20 protein-coding genes are annotated in these 23,104 nt (G+C 72.6%); 7 read left to right on the forward strand and 13 right to left on the reverse strand.

Annotated elements, in window-relative coordinates; all coding sequences use genetic code 11:
- Positions 1-27 precede the first annotated feature (27 nt).
- From SGUI_RS17675 to SGUI_RS08965, 3 genes are read right to left on the reverse strand one after another with little or no spacing between them, the layout of a single operon-like run.
- Positions 28-786 carry a hypothetical protein gene (locus SGUI_RS17675; protein WP_191090888.1) on the reverse strand — a complete coding sequence of 253 codons (759 nt, stop codon included), beginning with the start codon at positions 784-786 and terminating at the stop codon, positions 28-30.
- Positions 787-789: 3 nt separating this feature from the next.
- Positions 790-1,575, reverse strand: a complete 786-nt coding sequence (locus SGUI_RS08960; protein ID WP_066638985.1) for a class F sortase — start codon at positions 1,573-1,575, stop codon at positions 790-792.
- A 13-nt stretch (positions 1,576-1,588) separates the two neighbouring features.
- A complete protein-coding gene (locus SGUI_RS08965; RefSeq protein WP_237141312.1) occupies positions 1,589-2,314 on the reverse strand; it encodes a CHRD domain-containing protein in 726 nt (241 codons plus the stop codon).
- 344 nt (positions 2,315-2,658) lie between these two features.
- On the opposite strand from SGUI_RS08965, the gene SGUI_RS08970 reads away from it, so the two are divergent.
- The 3 genes from SGUI_RS08970 (at position 2,659) to SGUI_RS08980 (ending at position 6,282) form a co-directional block, all read left to right on the forward strand.
- On the forward strand, positions 2,659-3,510 hold the full coding sequence (locus SGUI_RS08970; RefSeq protein WP_066639000.1) for an Fpg/Nei family DNA glycosylase: 852 nt from the start codon (positions 2,659-2,661) through the stop codon (positions 3,508-3,510).
- 108 nt (positions 3,511-3,618) lie between these two features.
- Positions 3,619-4,974 (forward strand): amidase, encoded by a 1,356-nt coding sequence (locus SGUI_RS08975; RefSeq protein WP_066639003.1) that lies wholly within the window; start codon positions 3,619-3,621, stop codon positions 4,972-4,974.
- Positions 4,975-5,037: 63 nt separating this feature from the next.
- On the forward strand, positions 5,038-6,282 hold the full coding sequence (locus tag SGUI_RS08980) for an NAD(P)/FAD-dependent oxidoreductase (RefSeq protein WP_066639005.1): 1,245 nt from the start codon (positions 5,038-5,040) through the stop codon (positions 6,280-6,282).
- Positions 6,283-6,315: 33 nt separating this feature from the next.
- On the opposite strand, the gene SGUI_RS08985 is transcribed toward SGUI_RS08980, so the two are convergent.
- The 8 genes from SGUI_RS08985 to SGUI_RS09020 all read right to left on the reverse strand — a co-directional run bounded on the left by SGUI_RS08985 (position 6,316) and on the right by SGUI_RS09020 (position 17,030).
- On the reverse strand, positions 6,316-8,163 hold the full coding sequence (locus SGUI_RS08985) for a glycoside hydrolase family 3 protein (protein WP_066639007.1): 1,848 nt from the start codon (positions 8,161-8,163) through the stop codon (positions 6,316-6,318).
- Positions 8,160-9,710, reverse strand: coding sequence for a glucoamylase family protein (locus SGUI_RS08990; protein ID WP_066639009.1), 1,551 nt, complete (start codon positions 9,708-9,710; stop codon positions 8,160-8,162). The genes SGUI_RS08985 and SGUI_RS08990 overlap by 4 nt, the downstream gene beginning before the upstream one ends.
- A gap of 53 nt (positions 9,711-9,763) precedes the next feature.
- Entirely contained in the window at positions 9,764-10,591 is an 828-nt protein-coding gene (locus SGUI_RS08995) for a carbohydrate ABC transporter permease (RefSeq protein ID WP_066639012.1), read from the reverse strand.
- Positions 10,592-10,594: 3 nt separating this feature from the next.
- Positions 10,595-11,548, reverse strand: a complete 954-nt coding sequence (locus SGUI_RS09000) for a carbohydrate ABC transporter permease (RefSeq protein WP_066639015.1) — start codon at positions 11,546-11,548, stop codon at positions 10,595-10,597.
- Between the two features lie 10 nt (positions 11,549-11,558).
- Positions 11,559-12,848, reverse strand: a complete 1,290-nt coding sequence (locus tag SGUI_RS09005) for an extracellular solute-binding protein (protein WP_066639018.1) — start codon at positions 12,846-12,848, stop codon at positions 11,559-11,561.
- A gap of 156 nt (positions 12,849-13,004) precedes the next feature.
- Positions 13,005-14,015 carry a LacI family DNA-binding transcriptional regulator gene (locus SGUI_RS09010; protein WP_066639021.1) on the reverse strand — a complete coding sequence of 337 codons (1,011 nt, stop codon included), beginning with the start codon at positions 14,013-14,015 and terminating at the stop codon, positions 13,005-13,007.
- Positions 14,016-14,058: 43 nt separating this feature from the next.
- Positions 14,059-15,498, reverse strand: a complete 1,440-nt coding sequence (locus tag SGUI_RS09015; RefSeq protein ID WP_066639024.1) for a sulfatase family protein — start codon at positions 15,496-15,498, stop codon at positions 14,059-14,061.
- Between the two features lie 17 nt (positions 15,499-15,515).
- Entirely contained in the window at positions 15,516-17,030 is a 1,515-nt protein-coding gene (locus tag SGUI_RS09020; protein WP_066639027.1) for a long-chain-fatty-acid--CoA ligase, read from the reverse strand.
- Positions 17,031-17,118: 88 nt separating this feature from the next.
- On the opposite strand from SGUI_RS09020, the gene SGUI_RS09025 reads away from it, so the two are divergent.
- The 4 genes from SGUI_RS09025 to SGUI_RS09040 all read left to right on the forward strand — a co-directional run bounded on the left by SGUI_RS09025 (position 17,119) and on the right by SGUI_RS09040 (position 20,757).
- A complete protein-coding gene (locus SGUI_RS09025) occupies positions 17,119-17,382 on the forward strand; it encodes a hypothetical protein (protein ID WP_066639037.1) in 264 nt (87 codons plus the stop codon).
- Positions 17,379-19,631: an alpha/beta hydrolase gene (locus tag SGUI_RS09030; protein WP_066639039.1), complete on the forward strand. Its 2,253-nt coding sequence runs from the start codon at positions 17,379-17,381 to the stop codon at positions 19,629-19,631. Before SGUI_RS09025 ends, SGUI_RS09030 begins: the two co-directional genes overlap by 4 nt.
- Positions 19,628-20,173 (forward strand): hypothetical protein, encoded by a 546-nt coding sequence (locus SGUI_RS09035; RefSeq protein ID WP_066639041.1) that lies wholly within the window; start codon positions 19,628-19,630, stop codon positions 20,171-20,173. Before SGUI_RS09030 ends, SGUI_RS09035 begins: the two co-directional genes overlap by 4 nt.
- A gap of 74 nt (positions 20,174-20,247) precedes the next feature.
- Entirely contained in the window at positions 20,248-20,757 is a 510-nt protein-coding gene (locus SGUI_RS09040) for a hypothetical protein (RefSeq protein WP_066639043.1), read from the forward strand.
- 47 nt (positions 20,758-20,804) lie between these two features.
- Here the strand turns inward: SGUI_RS09040 and SGUI_RS17430 are convergent, their stop codons facing one another.
- Both SGUI_RS17430 and SGUI_RS09050 read right to left on the reverse strand, forming a co-directional pair.
- Positions 20,805-21,254 carry a hypothetical protein gene (locus SGUI_RS17430; RefSeq protein WP_157621791.1) on the reverse strand — a complete coding sequence of 150 codons (450 nt, stop codon included), beginning with the start codon at positions 21,252-21,254 and terminating at the stop codon, positions 20,805-20,807.
- A 106-nt stretch (positions 21,255-21,360) separates the two neighbouring features.
- Positions 21,361-22,890 (reverse strand): ATP-dependent DNA ligase, encoded by a 1,530-nt coding sequence (locus SGUI_RS09050; RefSeq protein WP_066639048.1) that lies wholly within the window; start codon positions 22,888-22,890, stop codon positions 21,361-21,363.
- Positions 22,891-23,104 lie beyond the last annotated feature (214 nt).

Below are 23,104 nucleotides of genomic sequence, written 5' to 3' on the forward strand. Positions count from 1 at the left end.
GGGCGCTCTCGCCCCCCCCCCCGGCCCTTACAGCAGCAGCGCCGCCAGGCCCCCCACCCAGAGGGTCGCCGAGACGACGTGCGCCGAGAGCGTGATCACGGCGGCGACATGGCTGCCGGCTGCCGCGGAGTGGCCGGCCAGGACGCCCGGGACGACCACGGCGCACAGCGCCAGCACCAGCAGAAGGGAGGACGCGGTCCGGAGCCCCGCGACCGGTCGTCGGGCCAGCACGCTGCTGCCGGCGGCCACGACGACCAGCGGGACAGCGACCCAGAGGGTGGCCCTGCCCACCGGCAGCTCGAGGGCCAGCCCGACCACCCCCGCCACCGACAGCTGCGACACCGGGACGCCCAGGATGGTGCTCGCGGTCAGCACCAGGCCGGCCAGCTCGGCGACCAGCCACACCGCAGCGGTCCAGGCGGTGCCGCGCAGGGCCCGGACCGTCCCTGCGGAGGAGGGCGGCGCGAGCAGCGCCGCGAAGACCAGCTGGCCCACCGTCAGGACGGCCAGCAGGCGCGCGGCCAGACTCGCCGGCAGGCCCCAGCCGGTGACGGGCCCCGCGTCGGGCAGACCCCCCGGCGACGGGACGGGGGCGCCGCCACCCACGAGCAACGCCGCGACCAGCACGGCGGTCAGCACGCCGCAGGCGGCGACGACGGTGACGGGAAGGCGCGCGGAGGAGGGCCGACCTAGCGCGGCCGAGGAGAATGCTGCCTCCTCGGTGCCCTCAGAAATGCCCCCGTCCCTCTCGGAGGTGTCTTTCTGCTCCGGGGGCGAGATGCCCACCGGTCAGGCCTCACGGGCGAAGACGATGACGTTGTCGTTGTAGTGGCCGGTGCTCTCCGAGATCGTGCCGGCGCAGGTGATGACCCGCAGCTCAGGTCCGGGGGTGTTCCCGTAGACCTGCGCGGTGGGAAAGGCGTTCTTGGGGAACTGCTGCAGGTCGTAGACCTCGAAGGTGGCCTCGCTGCCGTCGGCCCGGGTGACCTCGACGGTGTCGCCGACGCTGAGCGCGGCGAGGTCGAAGAAGACGGAGGGCCCACGCCCGATGCTGCTGACGTGGCCGAGGATGACGGCCGGGCCGTCCTCGCCGGGTCGGGGAGAACCGTCGTACCACGCGGCGGTGTCGAAGTCGTCGCCCTCCGGGACGGCCAGGGCCCCCTCGTCGTCCAGGCCGAGGTGCAGCAGGTCGGAGGTCACGCCGATCGCGGGGATGTTCACCGAGACCGGCTCCTCCACCGGTGCGGGCTCCTCGACCGGGATCGCCTCGTCGTCGGCGGTCTCCTCCGTGGAAGATCCCGCCGAGTCCTCGCTGTCGCCGTCCTCGGGAGCCTGCGTCTCCGCAGCTGCGGACGGGACCGGTGCCGGCAGGGCCGTGCTCTCCCCGACGTCGCGGCTCGCCGTCGCGCTGTCGGCCAGGGTGGGCGGGGTGGGGGTGGCCTCCGGTCCGGACAGGCCCACTGCCATGGCGGTGCCGCCACCCAGGACCAGCGCCAGCCCGAGGGCCGTGCGCAGGACGGGACCGCGACGTCGGGCAGCACGAGGCGTGCTCGGCTGCCCGACGTCCTCGGTCATCGAGAGAGCTCGATCAGCTCTGCTCGGCGCTGCGGCGACGCATGAGGATCAGCGCGCCACCCACCAGGACGACACCGCCGGTCGCGGCGAGCGCCAGGTTCTGACCGCCGAGGCTCGCCTCACCGGTGCCGACACCGCCTCCGGGGGTCTCGCCCATCTGGGAGACCTGGGCCACGCCGCACAGGGCCGGGTCGGTCGCCTCACCGGGCAGCGACGGGTCCAGGTCGGACGCGCCACGGTCACCCTCGTCGTAGGCACCGCTGCCGTCGTAGTCGACACCGTGCACGACCACCACGGCCTCGCCGTCCGCGAGCGCGTCGGCCGTCTCCTGGTCGACCTCCACGTCGGCGCGGGAGTAGCTGACGTCGTCACCCACACCGAAGCGGTCGACGGCCAGGCCGGAGTCCGGGCTGGTGTCACCCTCGGTGGTCAGCGACACCTTGATGCCACCGTAGGCGGGGACACCCTCGGTGGTGGTGAGGAAGCCGCTGCCGTCGGCGTCGTCCTCCGCGGTCGGGCACATGTTGCGGGCGTCCTCGGCGTCGTGGATGTGCGCGGCGTGCGGCGCATCCGCCAGCAGGCCCTGGTAGGCCAGCGTGAAGTGCAGGGTGGTGCCGTCCATCTCGATCATGGCCGAGCCGGAGCCGGGGGCACCGTTCAGCGGGACCGGCTGGAGGTCGGCCATCGACTCACCGGTGGCCGCCAGCGCGGGGGCGCCGGCCAGCATCAGCGCTGCCACGCCAGCGGCGGGGCAGCGAGGTACTTGCGAGAAATTCTCATGGAGAAAGCCCTTCTGATCGGACCTGCAGCACGCAATCCCAATACGCCTCGACAGGCAGGTATCCCAGGGACCTGGGACGACGAGCAAGTTAACCGCTCGCGAGCAGGAATGCACACCGAAACGCCCCCGAAACACGGGAGGACCGGAATTCTCCGCGCCAACACTCAGGATTCAGCACAGAATTTCACCTCCCGCGACGTTACACAACTCGCGAGTAACAGGAAATCTCGGGACGACTTTCCCTTCACGTCAGGGGCGGCCACGGAATGCTGCACCAGCGGGGTCCTCCGTAGGATCACCCCATGGCCGAGGGGCACGCCGTCCACGGGATGGCCGGGCGCGTGCGCCGGCTCGTGGGGCAACCCGGCCGGTCCAGCGGGCCGGTCAGCGACGTCTTCGACCCCGGCCTGCTCGACGGCCTCGCGGTCGCGGACGCGGAGGCGCACGGCAAGCACCTCCTCGTCCACCTCGACGGCACCTCGCGCTCGGGCCACTTCCATCTCGGTATGCACGGCCGCGTCTCGGTACGACACCACCGCCGGGCGCTGGGGGCCGACGGGCTGCCCCGCTCGCACCCGCCGGTGCCCGACGGGCTGGCATGGCGCCTGCTCACCGGGTCCTTCCTGCTCGAGGTCACCCGCCCGACCATCTGCGAGCTGCTGGACCCGGAGGGCGTGGCGAGGCTGCACGCACGGCTCGGTCCGGACCCGCTCCGCGAGGACGCCGACCCCGAGACCGCCGTAGCGCGACTGCACCGCTCGCGCCGCCCGATCGGGCTGCTGCTGCTCGACCAGTCCGTCGTGTCGGGCATCGGCAACGTCTACCGTGCCGAGCTGCTCTGGCGGGCGCGGATCGACCCGCACTCGCCAGGGAACGCTGTGCCCGTCGAGGCGCTGCGGGCGCTGTGGCAGGACGCCATCGACCTCATGGGCATCGGCCTGGGTGCCGGGTGGATCGTCACCCACCCCGACCAGTTCCGCTCCGCCCGGGACCTGCTGGTGCGGGGCGAGGTGGTCCCCCGCTGGCCCAAGAGGTATGCCGTCTACCTCCGCCGCGGCCGCCCGTGCCCACGGTGCGGGCTGACCGTGGTCGTCGAGCGGATGGGGCTGCAGACCGCCTACTGGTGCCCCGGGTGCCAGGTGCTCCACGCCTGAGACCGCCGGACGCGACCCGGATGGCCGGTCCCGCGGCGGCAGGTGTACGAATGCAGGGACGGTGCTCCGCGCCGCCGCGCGATCGACGATCGACCTCTGGAGGCACCTGTGCACCGTGACGCCGTCTCGACCGCGGAAGGCTACGCCGACGGCACCCTCACCCCGCCCGAGGTCGTCGCCGAGATCCAGGCGGTCATCGACGAGCGCGAGCCCGAGCTCAACGCGCTGTGGGTCCGTGACGACGTCGGCGGGACCCTGGAGCAGGCCCGGGCCTCCGCGCGACGGTGGGAGGAGAGGCGCCCGCTCAGCCCGCTCGACGGCGTGACGGTGACCCTCAAGGAGAACGTCGCCCGCGCCGGTGTCCCCATGTCGATGGGATGCGCCGGGGTCGAGCCGGTCGTGCCGCAGACCGACTCGCCGGTCGCCCGCCGCTGCCGCGAGGCCGGCCTCGTCGTGCTCGGCTCCACCGTCATGCCGGACTGGGGCATGCTCTCCTCCGGCGTCTCCAGCCGCCACGGCATCACCCGTTCGCCGTTGAACCCGGCCTGGACGACCGGGGGCTCGAGCTCCGGCGCGGGGGCCGCGGCGGCCGGCGGCTACGGGCCGCTGCACGTCGGCACCGACATCGGCGGGTCGATCCGGCTGCCGGGCACCTGGCTGGGGCTGGCGACGCTCAAGCCGAGCGCGGGCCGCATACCCCTGCATGCGCCGTATCTCGGTCGGGCCGCGGGACCGATGGCGCGCACCGCACGCGACTGCGCGCTCCTTATGGGCGTCCTCGCCGGGCCGGACCCGGTGGACTGGACCTCGCTGCCGGCGCAGGAGGTCGCCTGGGACGACCTCGACCTCGAGGTCGAGGGGCTGCGGGTCGCCCTGTGGACCGAGGCGGGATACGGCGTGGAGCCCGAGCCCGAGATCGTCGCGACGGTCGAGGACGCGGCGCTGCGGCTGGAGCGCGCGGGTGCGCGGGTCGAGCGGATCGGCCCATGGCTCACCCAGGACCAGCTCGACGGCGTCGACCGCTTCTGGCAGGCCCGCTCCTGGGCCGACTACGCCCGGCTCGCTCCGGAGCAGCAGGCGCGGGTGCTGCCCTACATCGTGGAGTGGGTGTCGCGGGCCAGGGACCTGTCGGGCACCGAGGTCATGGACGCCTACCACGCCTTCGCGCAGGTCCAGTCGCGGACGACGGCGTCCTGGGCCGCCGCCGGCGACCCCGACGTGCTCCTGTCCCCCGTGGCGCCCGGCGTGGCCTTCCCGGCCGAGCAGCCGATGCCCTACCCGGAGGACGGCAGGGGTCTGTGGCACATCAACTTCGCCATGCCGTGGAACATGACCGGCCAGCCCGCCGGGACCGCCGACGCGGGTCGCACCGCCGACGGCCGGCCGATCGGGGTCCAGGTCGTCGGCCGCCCGTTCGACGACCTCGGGACGCTGCGGGTGATGCATGCGCTCGCGGCGTCCTGACGCGACGTCACCGGCCTCCCCCACAACAGGACGGGACGTGCTGCTGGTCCTAGGGTGAGGAGCATGTCCACGTCTCCCGATGTCGTCGTCGTCGGGGCCGGGCTGGCCGGCCTCACGTGTGCCCGCACGCTGCAGGAGGCCGGGGTCGAGGTGCGGGTGCTCGAGGCCGCCGACGCCGTGGGTGGCCGGGTGCGCACCGACGAGGTCGACGGCTTCCTGCTCGACCGCGGCTTCCAGCTGCTCAACCCGGCCTACCCGATGCTCCAGGCGCACGTCGACCTCGCGTCACTGCGGCTGCAGCCGTTCCGGGCGGGCCTGGCCGCCAAGTCCGACCGCTCCGACACCCTCCTCGTCATGGCCGACCCCCGGCGCGAGCCGCAGCTCATCGGCCAGACCATGCGCTCGGGCAAGCTGCACCCCTCGAGCCTGGCCCTGCTGGCCCGGTGGGCCGCCCCCGCCCTCCGCGCCGACTGGGCCATGCCGAGCGGGCGCCGGGACGTCTCGCGCCGGCAGTCGATGGACGCCGCCGGCCTGCACGGCCCCTTGCGCCGGGTGGTCGACACCTTCCTCAGCGGCGTGCTCCTCGAGGACGACGGCAGCACCTCGACCGCCTTCACCCTCATGCTCACCCGCATGTTCGCGCTGGGCCGGCCGGCGCTGCCCGAGAAGGGCATGCAGGCGCTCCCGGAGCAGCTCGCGGCGGGCCTGCACACCCCCGTCGAGCTCGGCACCGAGGTCACCTCGGTCGGGCCGGGCAGCGTCCGCACCGCCGGGGGCGAGGAGATCATCCCGGAGCTGGTCGTGGTCGCCACCGGCGCCGAGGCCGCCGCGGGGCTCACCGGCCACGAGGCACCGGCCGGCAAGGGCGTGACCACCCACTGGTTCGCGGTGCCCGAGGCGCCCATGGACCAGGCCCTGCTCGTCATCGACCAGCGCGAGACCCGCGGGCCGGTGGTCAACACCGCCGTCATGAGCAACGCCGCACCCTCCTACGCCCCGCCCGGCCGGCACCTGGTGCAGGCCAGCAGCCTGCTCCGGGCAGGCCGGGAGCCGGTCGAGGACCGCACGGTGCTGAGCCAGCTCAGCGGGATCTACGGCGTGCCGACCCGCGACTGGGAGCTGCTGCGCCGCGACGACATCCCGTATGCCCTGCCCGCCCAGCCGGCGCCGTTCCAGGAGCGCACCGCGCTCGAGGTCGAGCCCGGTCTCATCCTCGCCGGCGACCACCTGGACACCGGCTCCATCCAGGGGGCGATGGTCAGCGGGCAGCGGGCCGCCGAGGGCTACCTGCGGCGCCGCTCCGTCTGACCCAGGGCCTGGAGGGACGGCCGGGGCGTCCGGTCAGGACCTGCCGGCCCCCACCCCAAGCGGTATGCCGTGGCCGCGCGGCAGCAGCGGGTCGTCGAACCCCGGCTGGTCCGGGTGGTGGGCGCGCACGTCGGCCATGGAGCGCGGCAGGTCGAAGGGCAGCCGGCCCCGCGCCTCGCCCTGCAGCGCCCGGGCCAGCGCGGGGCCGCCGGAGCCGAAGCTCGCGACGACCACGTCGGCCGCGTCGAGGACCGGCCCGAGCACCGCGGGGCGGTCGAGGGTGACGTCCACGACGAGGGGGCAGTGCTCCCGCAGGCGGGCCAGCCGCACCGGGAGGCCCGGCGGGAAGTCCAGCGAGCCCTGGTGGAACCACGCCTCGAGGAAGAGGTCCGAGCGGGGTTCGTGCGGCGCCGCGAGCCGGACCACGGCCAGGTCCGCGTCCTCGGGCCGGTCCACGACGGTGCCGAGGGCCTCAGCGGCCTCGCGCGACATGCCCTCGACGTAGACCCGGCGGTCGGCGCCGGAGAGCGGGAGCAGCCCGCCCTCGTCGGCGAGCACGGTCACCGAGGCCGCCTGCGCGTCCAGCCCGGCCGCGACGACCTCCGCCCGGCCCACGGTCCGCTCGGCGGCGTCCTCGTCGACGAAGGGGTCGTCGAAGAGCCCGAGCCGCATCTTCACGAGCAGCAGCCGCCGGGCCGAGGCGTCGATCCGCTCCTCGCTCACCCGTCCCGACCGGACCAGCCCGGCCAGGACCTCGACGCACTCCTCGCCGCCGAACTGGTCGCACCCGGCCGCCAGCAGCAGCTCCATCCGACCGGCGGGGTCGAGGTGCTCCACGCCCCACGCCCGCGCCGGGAGCACCTGGTCGCCCACGTGGTTGTCGTTGACCAGCTCCCAGTCGGTGAGCACGACCCCGTCGTAGCCCAGCTCCTCGCGCAGCAGCCCGGTGACGATGCGCTCGTTGAAGCCGAAGCCCACCTCCGGCACCGTCTCGCCGTCGAGGTCGAGCCCGACGGGCATGCCGTAGTAGGGCATGATCGCCGCCGTGCCCGCCGCGACCGCCGCCCGAAAGGGCGCGAGGTGCTCGGCGAACCGCCCGCCGGGGTAGACCTGCTCCCGGCCGTAGGGGAAGTGGGCGTCCTCGCCGTCGGCCTGCGGCCCGCCGCCGGGGAAGTGCTTGGCCGTCCCGGCCACGCTCGCCGGCCCGAGCCGCTCCCCCTGCAGCCCGCGCAGGAACTCCACGCCGAACTCGGTGACCAGCTGCGGGTCCGCCCCGAAGGTATGCATCTGGCGGGCCCACCGCGGCTCGCTCGCGAGGTCCAGGGTCGGGTGCAGCGCCGCGCGGATGCCGACCGCGACGTACTCCGAGCGGACCGCCTCGGCATACCCCCGCAGCACCTCGAGGTCACCGAGCGCCGCGATGCCGAGCGGCTCGGGCCACTGGGAGAAGTAGCCGGCGGCGAAGCTCGCGCCGGCGTTCTCGCTGAAGCCGTGCCGGGGGTCGGTCGAGATCGTCACCGGTATGCCGTGCGGCGTCGTCTCCGCGAGCTCCTGGACGGCGTTCTGCCACCGGGCCGCCTCCCGGGCGCTGCCGAGGGCGTGCACGTTGAAGTGGTTGACCCGGCTGCCCACGACGACGTGGGGGGTGCCGGACTTGCTGATCGCCCCGGGACCCTCGAGCACGGTCCCGCCGGGGCCGGACTCGATGACGGTGTGGAAGAGCAGGCCGATCTTCTCGTCCAGGCCGAGGCGGCCGAGCAGGTCCTCGGTCCGTTCCTCCGGCCCCAGCCGGGTGTCCTCGTAGGGATCGAGCACGCCGTTGCCGTTGAGGTCGCGGTAGCCGAACCCGTCGGGGGTCGTGCTGGTCGGGATCCGGCTCATGCGGAGGCCCCGAACTGCTCGGGCGCGATGACCGGCCGCAGCCGCTCCTCGACCTCGCCCCGGACGAAGTAGCGCTGCAGCATCCCGTGGCCGAGCACGTCGCCCAGGGCGCCCATGATCATCGCCTGGTCCAGGGACAGGTAGCGCTGCGCCACCTGCCCGGACTGCGTGGCGACGGCGTCGTAGAACCCGCCGGGCCCGTAGCTGTCGAAGTCGTCCTCGATGCGGGCCAGGTTGTCGTAGGCCTCGCGCGGCTCGTGCATCATCGCGAGGAAGGCGGCGTGCGGGGTGACGACCCCGTCGCCGTAGTCGGGCTCGGGCTCGCCGTGCACCCGGTCGGTGCGCTCGACGTCGGAGAAGTAGCCCTCGGGGTTGAGACCGAGCGCGTCCACGCCCCACTCGGAGTAACCGCCCGCCGGGTGGCTGGCCGGCGAGAAGCCCCAGTAGCCGTACTCCTCCATGCCGTGCAGACGCTGCACGGCGACGTGGTTGGGGTGGTTGCGGCCCCAGGACCGCGGCGCCCACCGCTCCTCGGGCACGAAGACGTCGGGCATGAGCTCCTCGAACATCGAGCCGCCCCAGCCCGGCACGGTGGCGCGGCCGAGGTAGTCGTGGGCGCCCTCGAAGACGTCGACGCCCAGGTAGGTCCGCCACTGCCCCACCGGCGGCATCTCCGGCCAGGTCCAGTCCGGGGGGAAGGTCCGCCAGGCCTGGTAGTAGGCCTGCGGCGGCACCTGGTCCTTGGCGATCGCGAGGTAGGTGGTGATCCGCGTCTCCGAGACGATGGTGTCGTAGTGGTGGTCGGCGGTGTACCAGACCGGCTCACCGGCGTCGATGAGGTCGCGCGGCTCGGTCGGCGGGGGGTCGAGCAGCCGGGTCGGCTCCTCGAGGTAGAAGCCGCCGTAGTTGAGGTAGGGCTTGTCGAAGGTCGGGTCGGCGAAGACGTCGAAGCGCATCCGGCCGAACATGCGCGCGGCCTGACGTCGGTTGGCCCGGTCGGCGTTGCGCACCACGAGCAGCGCGCACCCGAGCCAGGCGGCGTCGACGCTGGAGACGAAGGGCACGACCGGGTCGCCGCTCTCGGGCCACTCGGTGATGACCGAGGCGTCGCGGGGGTCGTACCAGTTGAAGTACATCCCGCTGGCGTCGTGGTGCTCCATCTCCTCCAGCGTGCAGAGGGTCTGCCGGATCCGCCGGGACGCCTCGCGGTGGCTGATGAGGTGCAGGTCGCGCGCCACGACCGTGGACCAGAGGTAGCCGCCGATGTTGGTGGGCGAGGTGTAGAGCCCGGGCGTGCCCAGGTCGCCGCTGATGTTGTCCGCCACCAGCCCGGTGCGCCGGTCGGTCATCGCGACCATCGAGGCCCAGGTGTCCTGGGTCCACCGCCGCAGCCGGCGGCCGTGGTGCCGCGGCGGCCGCGGCCGGCGACGCTCGCCGGCGAGCGCGGGTGCCGTCGGCGCGAGGGCGGCGGTGGTGCCGACGGTGAGGCCGCCGGCCAGCACGGCGCGGCGCGACAACGGGGTATGGCGCGGGTCGGGGTGAGGCATGGAGCTGCTCCTTCGGGGTGGGTCGGCGTGGGTCGGCGTGGGTCGGCCCTGGGTCACTTGATCCCGGTGGTGGCGATCCCCTGGATGAACCGCCGCTGGAAGATGAGGAAGACGACGAGGACGGGCAGCACGACGATCGTGGCGCCCGCCATGAGCAGGCCGTACTGCTGCTCGTTCTGCCCGGTGGAGTAGAGCGCGAGCGCCACCGGGAGGGTGTAGGTGTCGTTGGTCTGCGCGACGACCAGCGGCCAGAGGAAGTTGTTCCAGCTGCCGAGGAAGGTGAGGATGCCGAGCGTCGCGAGCGCGGGGGTCAGCAGCGGCAGGATGACCTGGAAGAAGATCCGGAACTCGCCGGCCCCGTCGATGCGGGCCGCCTCGACGAGGTCCTTGGGCAGCCCGAGGACGAACTGCCGCATGAGGAAGACGCCGAACGGTCCGACGAGGAAGGGCAGGAACAGCCCGGGCAGGGTGTCGACCAGGCCGAGGTTGGCGACGAGCACGAAGAGCGGCACGAAGGTGACCACGCCGGGGATCATCAGGGTCCCGAGGATGAGCGCGAAGATGAGCCTCTTGCCGCGGAAGCGCAGCATGGCGAGGGCATACCCGACCATCGAGCAGAAGAGCAGGTTGCCCACCGTGACGACGACTGCCACGACCGTGGAGTTGCGGAAGTAGGTGCCGAAGGAGAGCCGGCTGAAGAGCTGGCCGAAGTTCTCCAGCGTCGGGTTCTCCGGCCACCAGGTCGGCGGCACCTGGCGCAGCTCGGCGTTGGACTTGAACGAGCCGAGCACCATCCAGATGAACGGCGTGACGACCACGAGCAGGGCCACGGTCAGCAGCAGGTAGAGCCACCACCGGGAGCGGTTGCCGGCACCGGTCATGGCTCAGTCCTCCTTCTCGGACAGGAAGCGGAACTGCAGCGCGGTGACGATCGCGATGACGACGAAGATGAGGTAGCTCAGCGCAGCGGCATACCCGTAGTTGCCGAAGCTGAACTGCTGGTAGGTGTACATCGAGGCGGAGATCGTGCTGTTGAGCGGCCCGCCCTGGGTCATGACGAAGGGCTCCTCGAAGAACTGCAGGTAGCCGATCGCGGTGGTGACCGAGACGAAGAGGATGGTCGGGCGCAGGATCGGCACGGTGACGTTGCGGAAGCGCTGCCAGGCGTTGGCGCCGTCGATGGCGGCCGCCTCGTGCAGCTGCTGCGGGACGGACTGCAGGCCGGCGAGGAAGATGATCATCGCGGTGCCGAAGTTGCGCCAGACCGCCATCGCGATGAGCGAGGGCATCGCCCAGGTCGTCGACCCGAGCCAGTTCGGGCCGTCGATCCCGACCCAGCCGAGGACGGTGTTGACCAGGCCGCTGTCCGGGTGCAGCAGGAAGCGCCACACGACGGCCACCGCGACGATCGAGGTGATGACCGGGGTGTAGAACCCCAGCCGGTAGACCGACCGGAAGCGGGTGATCCCGGTGTTGAGGGCGACCGCCGCCGCGAGCGCCACGGTCATCGTCAGCGGGACGCCGACGAGCACGAAGTAGGCGGTGTTGAGCGCGGCCTGCCGGAAGACCGGGTCGCCGAAGGCCTTGGCGTACTGCTCGAAGGCGACGAAGTTGACCTGGAACGGCGTCCGCAGGTCGCGGTTGGTGATGTCGGTGACCGAGAAGAAGACGGACTGGATCACCGGCCAGGCGGTGAAGATGCCGAAGAGCAGGAGGAAGGGCAGCGTGAGCAGCCATCCGGCCCGCTCCTCGCGCGCCGCACCGGGCGGGCGCGAGGAACGGGACCGGCGGGCGTCACGGGAGCCGGTGCCCTGCCGGGGAGAGGTGGCGGTGGTCATCGCCGGCGGCTCACTGCCCGGTGCCGATCGAGTCGGCCTGGGACTGCGCCGCCTGCAGCGCCTCCTCGCCGGACAGGCCCTGCTTGGCGACCTTCTCCATCTCCGCGTCGAAGGCCGCGGCGACCTGCTCCCACGTCGGGAAGGAGGGCGGGGCCTGGGCCGTGGTCAGCGCGTCGCCGAACTTGGCGAGCTTCTCGTCCTGGGTGAGCGCCTCGTCGTCCCACGCGGACTGGACCGAGGGCAGCGCGCTGGTCATGTCGTACCACTCGACCTGCGTCTCGGGCTGGGTCAGCCAGTCCACGAGGGCCCAGGCGGCGTCGCGGTTCTCGGTGTCCGCGAAGACGCCCAGGTTGGAGCCGCCGATGAACGAGCTGGACTCCGCGCCGTCGGCGGCGGGGACCGGGGCGACGTCGTACATCTCGCCGAAGGCGTCCTCGCCGCCCTCGGCGGCGAAGTCCTCGACGAGGCTCATCATCCACGGCCCGGAGATGAACATCGGGACGCTGCCGTCGGTGAAGGTCGCCTCGGTCTGCCCCTCGGGCGGGTTGGCGTCGGCGATCTCGTCGGTGAAGAAGCTGCCGAAGTAGTCCACGGCGGAGACCATCTGGGGGGTGTCGAGGGTGTAGGCGTCCTGCGTCGCCAGCTCGGCGCCGCCGGACCAGCCGAAGGGCACCACGGTCTGCCAGGAGCCGGTCTGGCCCGGCTGCAGGCTGATGCCCCAGTCCACGCCCTCCTGCTCCTGCATCGCGGCGGCCATCTCGTGGAAGCCCGCCTGGTCGGTCGGCACCTCGTCGTAGCCGGCGGCCTCGGCGATGTCGGTGCGGTAGTAGACCATGCGGGTCTCGACGTACCAGGGGACGCCGTAGGAGGTGCCGTCCACCTCGGTGGTCCCCTGCGCGCCCTCGAAGAAGGCCGAGGAGTCGATCGAGCCGGGGGTCGGGTCCAGGGCGTCCATGCCCGCGAACTCGCCCATCCAGGTGGTGCCGATCATCGCGACGTCCGGGGTGGTGCCGGCGGTGATGGAGTTGACGAACTTCTCGTGGGCGGAGTCCCACGGCACCGGGGTGACGTTGACGCTCACCTCGGGGTATGCCTCTTCGAAGCCCGCGACGAGGTCCGGCAGGGCCTCGCCCTCGGCCCCCATCGCCCAGACCTCGAGCTCGCCGGAGAGGTCCTCGGTCGAGACCGCCTCCCCGGTCTCCGGCGCGGCGTCGGCGCCGGACCCGCCCTCGTCGCGCCCGCAGGCGGACAGGGCCAGGGCGGTGGTCGTCAGGGCGATCAGCAGGGTGGGACGTCGCACGGAGGTCTCCTCATCTCTCGTGGTCGAGGCGATGAGGTGGCGGGCCGAGGTCGGCCACCGAAGATCACTCACCGCGTCGTAAGCGCTTACATCTCTCCAGTGAAGATACACGGGTCCCCACCGGGGCACAAGGGGTCGACGAGATCTCGTCCCGGTTCAGGGGCAGCCGCAGGACTGCCGGATCACCGGGCTGGTGGGCAGCACGTGCTGCTCCGGCGCCGACGACCGGTCCTCGAGCAGCGCCCGCATGCGCACCGCCACCTGGCGGCCGAGCTCGCGGACCGGCTGGCTCACGGTCGTGAGCCCGGGGGTGACGTAGCGCGCGGCCATGACGTCGTCCCAGCCGGTGATGCTGACCTCCCCGGGCACGTCCACGCCGGCCGCGAGCAGGTGCCGCATCACCGCGAGCGCCAGCTCGTCGTTGGCGCAGACCAGCCCGTCGGCCTCCAGCCCGCCCTCCAGCAGCAGGGAGGCGACCCGCGGGCCCTCCTCCTCCCGGAAGATGGCCGCGACCGGCGGGGCGGCCTCGAGACCGGCGGCCTCGTGCGCGGCGACGAAACCGGCATACCGGTCCTCGACGTCGTCGGCGGTGTCCGGCGAGCCGACGAAGCGGAGCCGGCGTCGCCCGTGCACGTCCAGCAGGTGCGTCGTCAGCTCCTGGGCGCTGCGCACGTTCTCGGTCGCGAAGCTCTCGACCGACTCCTCGTGGCTGTTGGCCAGGGCCAGGACCGGCAGCTTGCCCCTGACCGAGGAGACGGTCGCGGAGGAGACCTGCACCGCCCCCATGAGCACGATCCCGTCGACCCGCCCGGCGAGGCGCCGCACGAGCAGGTCCACGTCCTCCTTGCCGTCGGTGAGCAGGACCACCACGCTCGCCCCGCCCTCGGCGGCGCCCTGCTCGTAGCCGGTGAGGAGGTCGGCGTAGTAGGGCCCGCCCAGCTCGGGCAGCACGAGACCGTGCGCCTCGTGCGACTTCACGGCCAGCGAGCGGGCCGCGCCGTCCGGGACGTAGCCGAGCTCCTCGACGACCTGGAGGACCTTGTCGCGCGTCGCCGGCCGCACCTCGCCGGGGCGGCGGAGCACCCGGGAGACGGTGGCGATCGACACCTGTGCCCGGTCGGCGACCGAGTAGATGGTCGGGCGTCGCGTCCTGCCGTCCGAGCTCATGACGGCCCTCCCCCTTCGTCGGTGATCACGGGAGAGGGGCACACTACCGCGCCCCGTCAGGCTGCCGGACCAGCCGCGGCACGGGCTGGCTCGGGTGCGGCTCGTCCCCCAGCTCGGCCTGGGCACGCCACATCCTGGCCTCGAGGTCCTCGCGCACCGAGGCGTAGGACGGGTCGTCCGCGACGTTGCGCAGCTCCGCCGGGTCGGCGCGCAGGTCGTAGAGCTCCCACTCCGGGGGCCAGGGCTCCCCCGTGGTCCCGGGCAGGCCCAGCGGGTCGTTGTAGTAGTAGACGATCTTGTGCGTGGTGGTCCGGTAGCCGTAGTGCGCCGGGGCGTGGTGGCTGCCGTCCGCGTGCTCCCAGTAGCGGTAGTAGAGCCCCGGCGCCGGTGGCGGAGCCTCGCCGCCGGTGAGGTCGCGCCAGAAGCTGCGCCCCTGCATCCTCGGGTGCGCGGGCACCCCGCACGCCTCGAGCAGCGTCGGGGCCAGGTCGACGTTGGACACCAGGCCGTCGTGCACCGCGCCGGCCGGCACCGCGCGCGGGTAGGCGAGCAGCAGCGGCATACGGATCGACTCCTCGAACATGAGGCGCTTGTCGAACCACCCGTGGTCGCCGAGGAAGAAGCCCTGGTCCGAGCTGTAGACGACCACCGTGTCGTCCAGCTCGCCCCGGGCGGTGAGCGCCTCGGTCACGGTGCCGACGCTCTCGTCGACCGCCTGCACGCAGCGCAGGTAGTCCTCCATCCACCGCTGGTACCTCCACCGGGTGAGCTCCGCCCCGGTGAGACCCGCCGGCGGCTCCTCCTTGAGGTCCTCGGCGGTCAGGTGCTCGGCGACGCTCATCCACACCCGCTGCACCGCCTCGGAGCGGCCGACGTGCTCGTCCTCGAAGGTGTCCGGGAGCGGGACGGGGTCGGTGAAGAGGTCGGTATGCCTCGGCGCCGGGATCCACGGGCGGTGCGGCGCCTTGTGCCACAGCAGCAGGCACCAGGGGTCCTCGCCCTCGAGCGAGTCCAGCCAGCGCAGCGCCAGGTCGGTGAGGACGTCCGTGGCGTAGCCCGGCTCGGTCCGCGTGCCGTCCGCGCTGACGATCGTCGGGTCGACGTACTCCCCCTGGTCCACGAGGATCTCCCAGTGGTCGAAGCCGCGGGGCTGGTGCTCCGGCCCCTCGCCCAGGTGCCACTTCCCGACGATGCCGGTGCGGTAGCCCGCCTCCTGGAGCATCGAGACGAAGGTGGGCTGCCGGGGGTCGATGGGAGTCGAGAGCGTCCGCACTTCGTTGACGTGGCTGTGGGTGCCGGTGAGGATGCTCGCCCGGCTCGGGGTGCACAGCGAGTTGGTGACGAAGCAGCGGTCGAGGCGCGCCCCCCGCCCGGCGATCGCGTCGAGGTGCGGGGTGGTGTTGATGCGTGAGCCGTAGGCGCCGACCGCGTGCGCCGCGTGGTCGTCGCTGAGGACGAGCAGGATGTTGGGTCGCCGGGTCATCGGGCTCCCTGCGCGGGTCAGCCCTCGCGCAGCTCCCGCTTGAGGATCTTGCCGGTGGCCCCCTTGGGCAGCTCCTCGATCATCGTCACGGTGCGGGGGTACTTGTAGGGCGCCACCTGGCTCTTGACGTGCTCGACCAGCTCGGCCTCGGTGGCCTCCGCGTCCGGCGCGAGCACGACGTAGGCCGCGACCTCCTCGCCGAGCTCGTCGTGCGGGACGCCGATGACGGCGGCCTCGGCGACGGCCGGGTGCTCGTAGAGCAGCTCCTCGATCTCGCGCGGGTAGATGTTGAGCCCGCCGCGGATGATCATGTCCTTCTTGCGGTCGACGATGAAGTAGTAGCCGTCCTCGTCGACCCGCGCCAGGTCGCCGGAGTGGAACCAGCCGTCGTCGTCGATCGCCTCGGAGGTCGCGTCCGGGCGGTTCCAGTAGCCCTTCATGATGTTCTCGCCGCGGATGCAGATCTCCCCCACCGCGTCGGGGTCGCTCGCGTCGACGTCCGTTCCGTCTGGTCCGGCGAGCTTCATCTCCACCCCCCGGATCGGTATGCCGATGGAGCCGGCCTTGCGCTCGGCGTCCGGGTGGTTGAAGGAGGCGACCGGCGAGGTCTCGGAGAGGCCGTAGCCCTCCAGGATGGTCGCCCCGAAGGTGTCCTCGAACTTCTTCATCACCTCCAGCGGCAGGCTCGCGCCGCCGGAGACCGCGGTGCGCAGCGTCGAGAGGTCCGGCGGGGTGTCGGCCAACGCGGCGGCGGCGAGCATGGCGCCGTACATCGTCGGGACGCCCTCGAAGACGGTGACGGCGTCGCGCTCGATGACCTGCAGCGCCTTGGCCGGGTCGAAGCGCGGGATCATCGTCAGGGCGGCGCCGGTCGCGAAGGCGGTGTTCATGCCGCAGGTCATGCCGAAGACGTGGAAGAGCGGCAGGCAGCCCATGACCACGTCCTCCTCGTCCAGGTGGAGCAGGGTCTCGGTCGTCGCGAGCTGGTTGGTCTGCAGGTTGTCGCAGGTCAGCTCGGCCTCCTTGGGGCGGCCGGTCGTCCCGGAGGTGTAGAGGATGACCGCGGTGTCACCGCCGTCGCGGGCGACGATCTCCTCGACCGGGTCGACCGCCTCCTCGCCGTGGACGTAGGAGCTCAGCCCCTCGGGGCCGACGGTGAGCAGCTGCGTCCCCGTCGCCTCGGCGGCCGCCTGCGCGTCGTCCCCGGGCATCGCGACGAGCAGCTTGGCTCCCGAGTCCTCGAGGTAGAACTGGATCTCCCGCTTCTTGAAGAGCGGGTTCATCGGCACCACGACCGCCCCCAGCCGCAGCGTCGCGTAGTAGAGGACGGGGAAGGCCGGGACGTTGGGGAGCATCAGCGCGACCCGGTCACCCTCGTCGATCCCCTGGGCGCGCAACCAGCCGGCCAGGCGCGCGACCGACTCCTCGACGTCGGCATACGTGAGGACCATGTCGTCGAGAATCACCGCCCGCGCGTCGGGGTGGGCCTGCGCCGTGGCGGCGAGGTTGTGGGCGAGGTTGGCGCTGGTCATCGGTGACCTCCCTGCGAGCGGATGGGTGCCCCGATCCTGCCAAAGCTCGGGACGCCTCGCTACGCTGGCCGTCGCGGGTGGGAGGACCGTGCCCCAGATCGACATCGAGGCGACCCGCGCCGCGGCGCGCGCTCTGCGCGACGGCGGCGCGGCGCTGGAGGGTGCCACCGACGACGTCGCGGTCGCCGGGCTCGCGGGGGCGCTGCGCGGGTCGGCCACCGAGAGCGCGTTGGCGGACCTGCAGAGCACGGGCCGGCTGCGCCTGTCGGACGCCGGGCGGGAGCTCTCGACCCTGGCGGAGGGCATGGTGACCCTGGCCGACCACACCGCCGAGGCGACGGGCGAGCGATGAGCCTGGACATCCCCGGCTGGATGACCGGTGACGCCGGCCCGGTGCGGACCGCCGCCCGGGGCCTGCGCTCCGCAGCAGGCGTCGTCGACGACGAGCGGGCGGGCCTGCGTCGCACGCTCGGGCAGGCGGCGACCGCCCTGGGATGGGAGGGCCAGATCACCGACCGGGCCGACGAGGCCGCGAACCCGGCGCAGGACGGCCTGCGGATCATGCAGGAGGACCTGCACGCCGCCGGCGGGGCCCTGGACGACCTGGCGGGCGCGCTGGAGGACCACGGTCCGACGCTGCGCGAGATCCAGAGCGACTGGGACGCCCTGCACGCCGACAAGCCGCGCACCGAGGTGACGTACTACACCGGCGAGGAGATCGGTACGGTCGACTGGGCGGAGGTGCGACGCCGGGAGGACGCGCTGCGCGACCGCGCCGAGCACCCGAAGGAGATGCTGCGGACGGCCGACCGCGGTTGTCGCGACACCCTCGCCCAGGTCCGCTCCTCCCTGGCCGCCCTGGAGCCCGGCTCCTCCACCGCGAGCTTCACCCGTTCCCAGGCGCCCCAGGGGACCTGGCAGGTCTTCCGGGACCAGGGTCTGGTCAACACCGCCGCCGACGAGGCCCTGCTCGTCCGCATCGCCCGGGCGCAGGACCCGAACGCCGTGCGCGCCCTGCTCGACGAGCTCGACCAGCAACGGCTGGCCGGCTTCCTGCAGCGCAACCCGTACGTCATGGCGGCTCTGGCGACGGACGACGAGCCGCGCAACGCCGACGACCCGGTGCTGTCGGGCCTGTGGGAGGCGATCGGCGAGCTCGAGGACGGCCAGATCACCGATCCCCGGTCGATCGAGGGCATCCGCGACTACTGGGCCGGGCTGAGCCCGCAGGAGCAGCAGCGGCTGCGGCTGCTCTACCCGACCCTGGTCGGGACCCTGGACGGCATACCGGTGGAGCACCGTGCCGCCGCCAACCGGCTGCTCGTGGAGAGCGCGATCGACGTCGAGCAGCAGCGGCTGGCGGTCCTGCAGTCGATGCCGGACAACGCGGCGACCCGCGAGCAGGCTCTCGACGACCTGCCCGGGTGGTACCCCGACTGGCTGGGCGAGAAGATCCTCGAGGGTCTCATGCACGACGAGGCGCAGACACTGCTCCACGACTTCCGGCTGCGGGACCAGGAGGTGGAGCGCTCGCTGGCCAGGCTGGAGTTCTACGAGGGGCTGATGGAGCCTTTGGAGCGGCCCCGCTTCGCCGACGTGGAGGACGCCACTGGCACGGTGCTGCCCGCCGATGCGCGGGCGGTCCTGCTCTTCGACCCTCGTGGGGACGGCCGGTATGCCGAGTGGCACGGCGAGTTCGACAGTGACAACGTCGGCATCTTCGTGCCGGGCACGACGACCGACATGTCGAACATCGGGGGCTATGCGCAGCGGGTCGAACGTTGGGCGCGCGAGCCGAACACCAGTGGCGTGACCTGGATGGGGGTCGACCTGCCGAACTCCGTCGCCTCCGACGCCACCCAGACGCGGTACTCCGAGGACGGCGGTCAGGCGCTGCTGCGCTTCGTCGAGGGGCTGGGCATGTCGGAGCGGACCGTGACGGCGGTCGGCCACTCCGCCGGTGGCGGCATCGTCGGCTTCGCCGACGTCTACGGCCTCGATGTCGACCGGACGATGCTCGTCGCCCCGTCGGGCTCTGGCCTGGGTCTGCACCGGCCGCTTCCCTGGCCGCTGGCTCCCTGGGGCGCGCAACCCTCCACCCCCAACGAGTACCCGCCCCAGACGTGGGACGGCCACGACCGACAGGTCCAGCGCTTCACCCAGACCGCACCGGGCGACAGCATCGGGGTCGCCCAGGCCTCGGAGGACGTGCGGTGGTGGGTGGGCCTGCCCGAGGACTGGGGGCACGGCGACAACCCGAACACCTCGGACCAGTTCGTCCGGTTGGAGACCGGCCGCTGGACCGAGGGCGAGCACGCGGGGCAGCGGCTGGAGGGCTTCGACTCGCACGGCCAGGTGGTGACCCCCGGCACAGACGCGTGGGCGAACATCGTCGGCGTCATCACCGGCGGCGACGTCATCCCGTACCGCGAGGACGGCGACTGGATCGGACCGGACAACGTCTACGACGACCCGGACTACCCTGGCACCGACCCCGTGCCCATCGATGATCTGGAGTCTCCGTGGCAGCAGTCCCAGCCCGAGATCATGGCACCCGGACCGCTGGACGGCAGTTTCGAGGACCGCGGGGAGCCGGCGTGAAGCCACTGCTCCCCGTGCTCGTGATCCTCACGGTGACTTTGCTCGGCTGTCAGGACGCCGAGCACGGGACCACCACGCCGAGCAGTGGACCCACGACGGAGGGAACCAACGTGACCGGACGCGCCGACGAAGCAGCAGCACGCGAGCAGCAGCCCCGCGTGCGGGAGATCCTGCAGGACCTGTGGGACCAGTTCGACCTCGAGGACAAGCCACCGTTGGAGGACAAGCCCGGGGAGGGAGACCTCGTGGCCTGTTCCCTCGACACGACGGCTCAGATCACCTCATGGGCCGAGGGCGCACAGCTGCGGGTCTCGGAGGAGGAGAATCCCGAGCTGGAGGCCGAGCAGGCGGAGCTCGTGCGCGCCTGGCTGGACGACAACGGCTGGGAGCGCATCGACAACCCCGCCCCCGAGACGAGCCCGGTGACCTATCACCGGAACGACGACGGGTTCAAGGTCACCGTCGCACCCCAGCTCGACGCCCGCGTCGACCTCGACGTCGAGTCGCCGTGCTTCGACGACCAGGGGCGCCAGGTGGGATGAGGCCGCCCGGAAGGTCGCGCCATGGGAGGAGGCACGTACATCGGTCCCGCCGTGGTGCCGCGCTGGTCGGTGCTGTGGCGCTCACCGCGCTCGGTGGCTGCTCCCTGCTCGGCGAGGATGACACCCGCGTCACCACCTCCGGTGGCTCCGTCGTCACGGCCCGCGCCGACCAGGCCGCGGCGCGCGAGCAGCAGCCCCGCGTGCGGGAGATCCTGCAGGACCTGTGGGACCAGTTCGACCTCGAGGACAAGCCACCGTTGGAGGACAAGCCGGGCGAGGGCGACCTTCGATCTTGCACGCTGGGCGGCACGGACCGAATCACCGCTTGGGCCGAGGGAACGCAACTCCGCGTTTCACAGGAGCCGAACCCAGAGCTGGAGGCCGAGCAGGCGGAGCTCGTACGTGCCTGGCTGGACGACAACGGCTGGGAGCGCATCGACAACCCCGCCCCTGAGGGCGATCCGGTGACCTATCACCGCAACGACGGGGGGTTCACGGTCACCGTGGCACCCCAGCTCGATGCCCGGGTGAACCTCGACGAGGAGTCGCCGTGCTTCGACGACCAGGGTCGTCAGGTGGGATGAGCCTGCCCCAAAAGTCACACTCCGCGTGGCGACCCTCCACGCATCGGTCACGCCCGGCTGCCGCCGCGCTCGGTGCGCGGGCGATCAGCCGGCCACCGGTCCGGCGTCGACCCGGATACCCTGCACGAGCTCTTGGAACTCGGACGACACGATGCTGACCTGCTCCGCGAGGCTGGTGCAGCTGACGATAAGGACAGCACGACCTGACTGCACGCCGGGTTCTGCTCGCCGCCGGACGACCGACGGTCGAGCAGCTGCGCCTCGCCGGTCTGGTCTCGCAGGGCGGCCACGGCCTCGTCGGCGATCTCCTCCAACGTCGCGTCATCTGTTCGCCACCCGCCGCTGAAGACGATGGTCGGCTCGTAGCCCTCACCCGGGGTGCCTCTGCGCACCGCCAGGAACAGCGCGTTGTCGACCCCGAGGGACGCCGGTGGCACCGGCTGCCAGGAGTCACCGGGCAGTTCGAAGCGGATCGGGACGGGGAAGGGGGTCGTCACCGGCAGTCACCTCCTGTTCGATCTCCTCGACGCCCGCGTCGACCTCGACGTGGAGCACCGTGCTTCGACGACCAAGGGAGCCAGGTGAGCTGACCGCCCGCACTGCTCAGCGCAACGACTCGACCGTGTCGATCTCCTCGACGCCCTTGTCGTCGCGGTAGCGCAGCACCCGGGCGAAACGCAGGGCAACGCCGCCGGCATACCGCCGGGAGGTCTGCACCGCGTCGTAGGCGACCTCCACGACCTGCTCGGGACGTACCTGCACGACGTGCCCCTCGCGCGAGGTCTCCAGGCCCAGGAACCGCTCGGTCTGCCAGGTCAGCAGCTCGTCGGTCATGCCCTTGAAGGTCTTGCCGACCATGACCAGCTCGCCGTCCGCGCCGCGCGCCGCGAGATGGATGTTGGACAGCCAGCCCTGGCGACGGCCGCTGCCCCACTCCACGCCGGTGACGACCAGATCGGCCGTGCGCCGTGGCTTCACCTTGACCCAGCCCGCGCCGCGACGCCCCGCGGCGTAGGGAGCCTGCGGGTCCTTGACGACCACGCCTTCGTGCCCCTGCCCGACCACCCGGTCGAAGAAGGCCTGCGCGGCACCCGGGTCGTCGGTCGTCAGCCGCTCGACGACGAGCTCCGGCGCGAGCTCGCCCAGCACGCGCCATCGCTCGTGCGCGGGCTCGTCGACGAGGTCGCGACCGTCGAGGTGCAGCACGTCGAAGAGGTATGTCGTCACCGGGGTCGTGCGCGCGAGCTCGACCGGGTCGGTGCGCGAGGCGGTGCGGGCGCCGGTGACCTGGAACGGCTCCGGGCGGCCCTCGGCGTCGAGCGCGATGACCTCGCCGTCGAGCACCGCCGTCCGGGCGGGCAGCGCCGCGACGGCGGCGACGACCTCGGGCAGCCGGTCGGTGATCTCCTCCAGGCTGCGGGTGAAGAGCCGGACGGGATCGGCGGGGTCGGCGTCACGGTCCAGGTGCGCCTGCAGTCGGATGCCGTCGAGCTTGAGGTCGAGGGCCACCTCGCGGGTGCCGTCCACCGCCGAGGCGACGTCGGGCTCGGAGCCGGCGAGCATCGGCCGCAGCGGTCGCCCGACCTCCAGCCGCACCTGCTCCAGCGCCGGCGCGCCATCGCCGAGCGCGGCCCGGGCCACCGGACCCGGGAAGCCGGCGAGCATGACGGCCCGACGGACCAGCGCCTCCGGCACCTGCGCGGCCTGCGCGACCGCGGGCAGCAGCACCCCGTCGCCGGCGCCCTGCCGCAGCTCCCCGGTGAGCAGCCCCACCAACCAGTCCTGCTCCTGGGCGGTGGCCCGACCGAGCAGGTCGGACAGGGCCCGCGCCCGCGCGGCGGTCGACCCGGCACCCGAGAGCGCCTTGAGCTCGGACAGGGCGGCGTCCACCTCGAGCACGGACAGCGTGGCCTCGCCCGCCGGCCCGGGACGCTCGCGCAGGCTGCGCCAGCCGACCCCGACCGTGCGCTGCGGCAGCGTCCCGGCGAGGTAGTCGGCCACGACCTCGACCTCGCGGTCGTCGCCACCACGGGCGGCCAGCTCCAGCGCCTCGGCGAGCAGCCCGGTCTTCGCCGTCCGGGAGCGGGTGCCCGCCACCGCCGCGGACGTCTCGGTGACCTGGGCCAGCTGCATACCGGCAGTGTGGCGCACCCCGGTGACAGACGTCCGGTCGAGCGTCCTCGCCCCCGGACCAAACTTGACCAACTTCTTACCGTCGGCATACCCACCCTTTGCCGACCCGCGTCTAGCGTGGGACACGTCGATCGAGGCGGGGCCGTTGCTCACCCTTCGAGCCTGTCGCGGTCGGCCGGACACGTCCACGGCGATGTGGGCCGGATGCGGGCTT

Origin of the sequence: Serinicoccus hydrothermalis (assembly GCF_001685415.1) — a bacterium.
Classification (GTDB): domain Bacteria; phylum Actinomycetota; class Actinomycetes; order Actinomycetales; family Dermatophilaceae; genus Ornithinicoccus; species Ornithinicoccus hydrothermalis.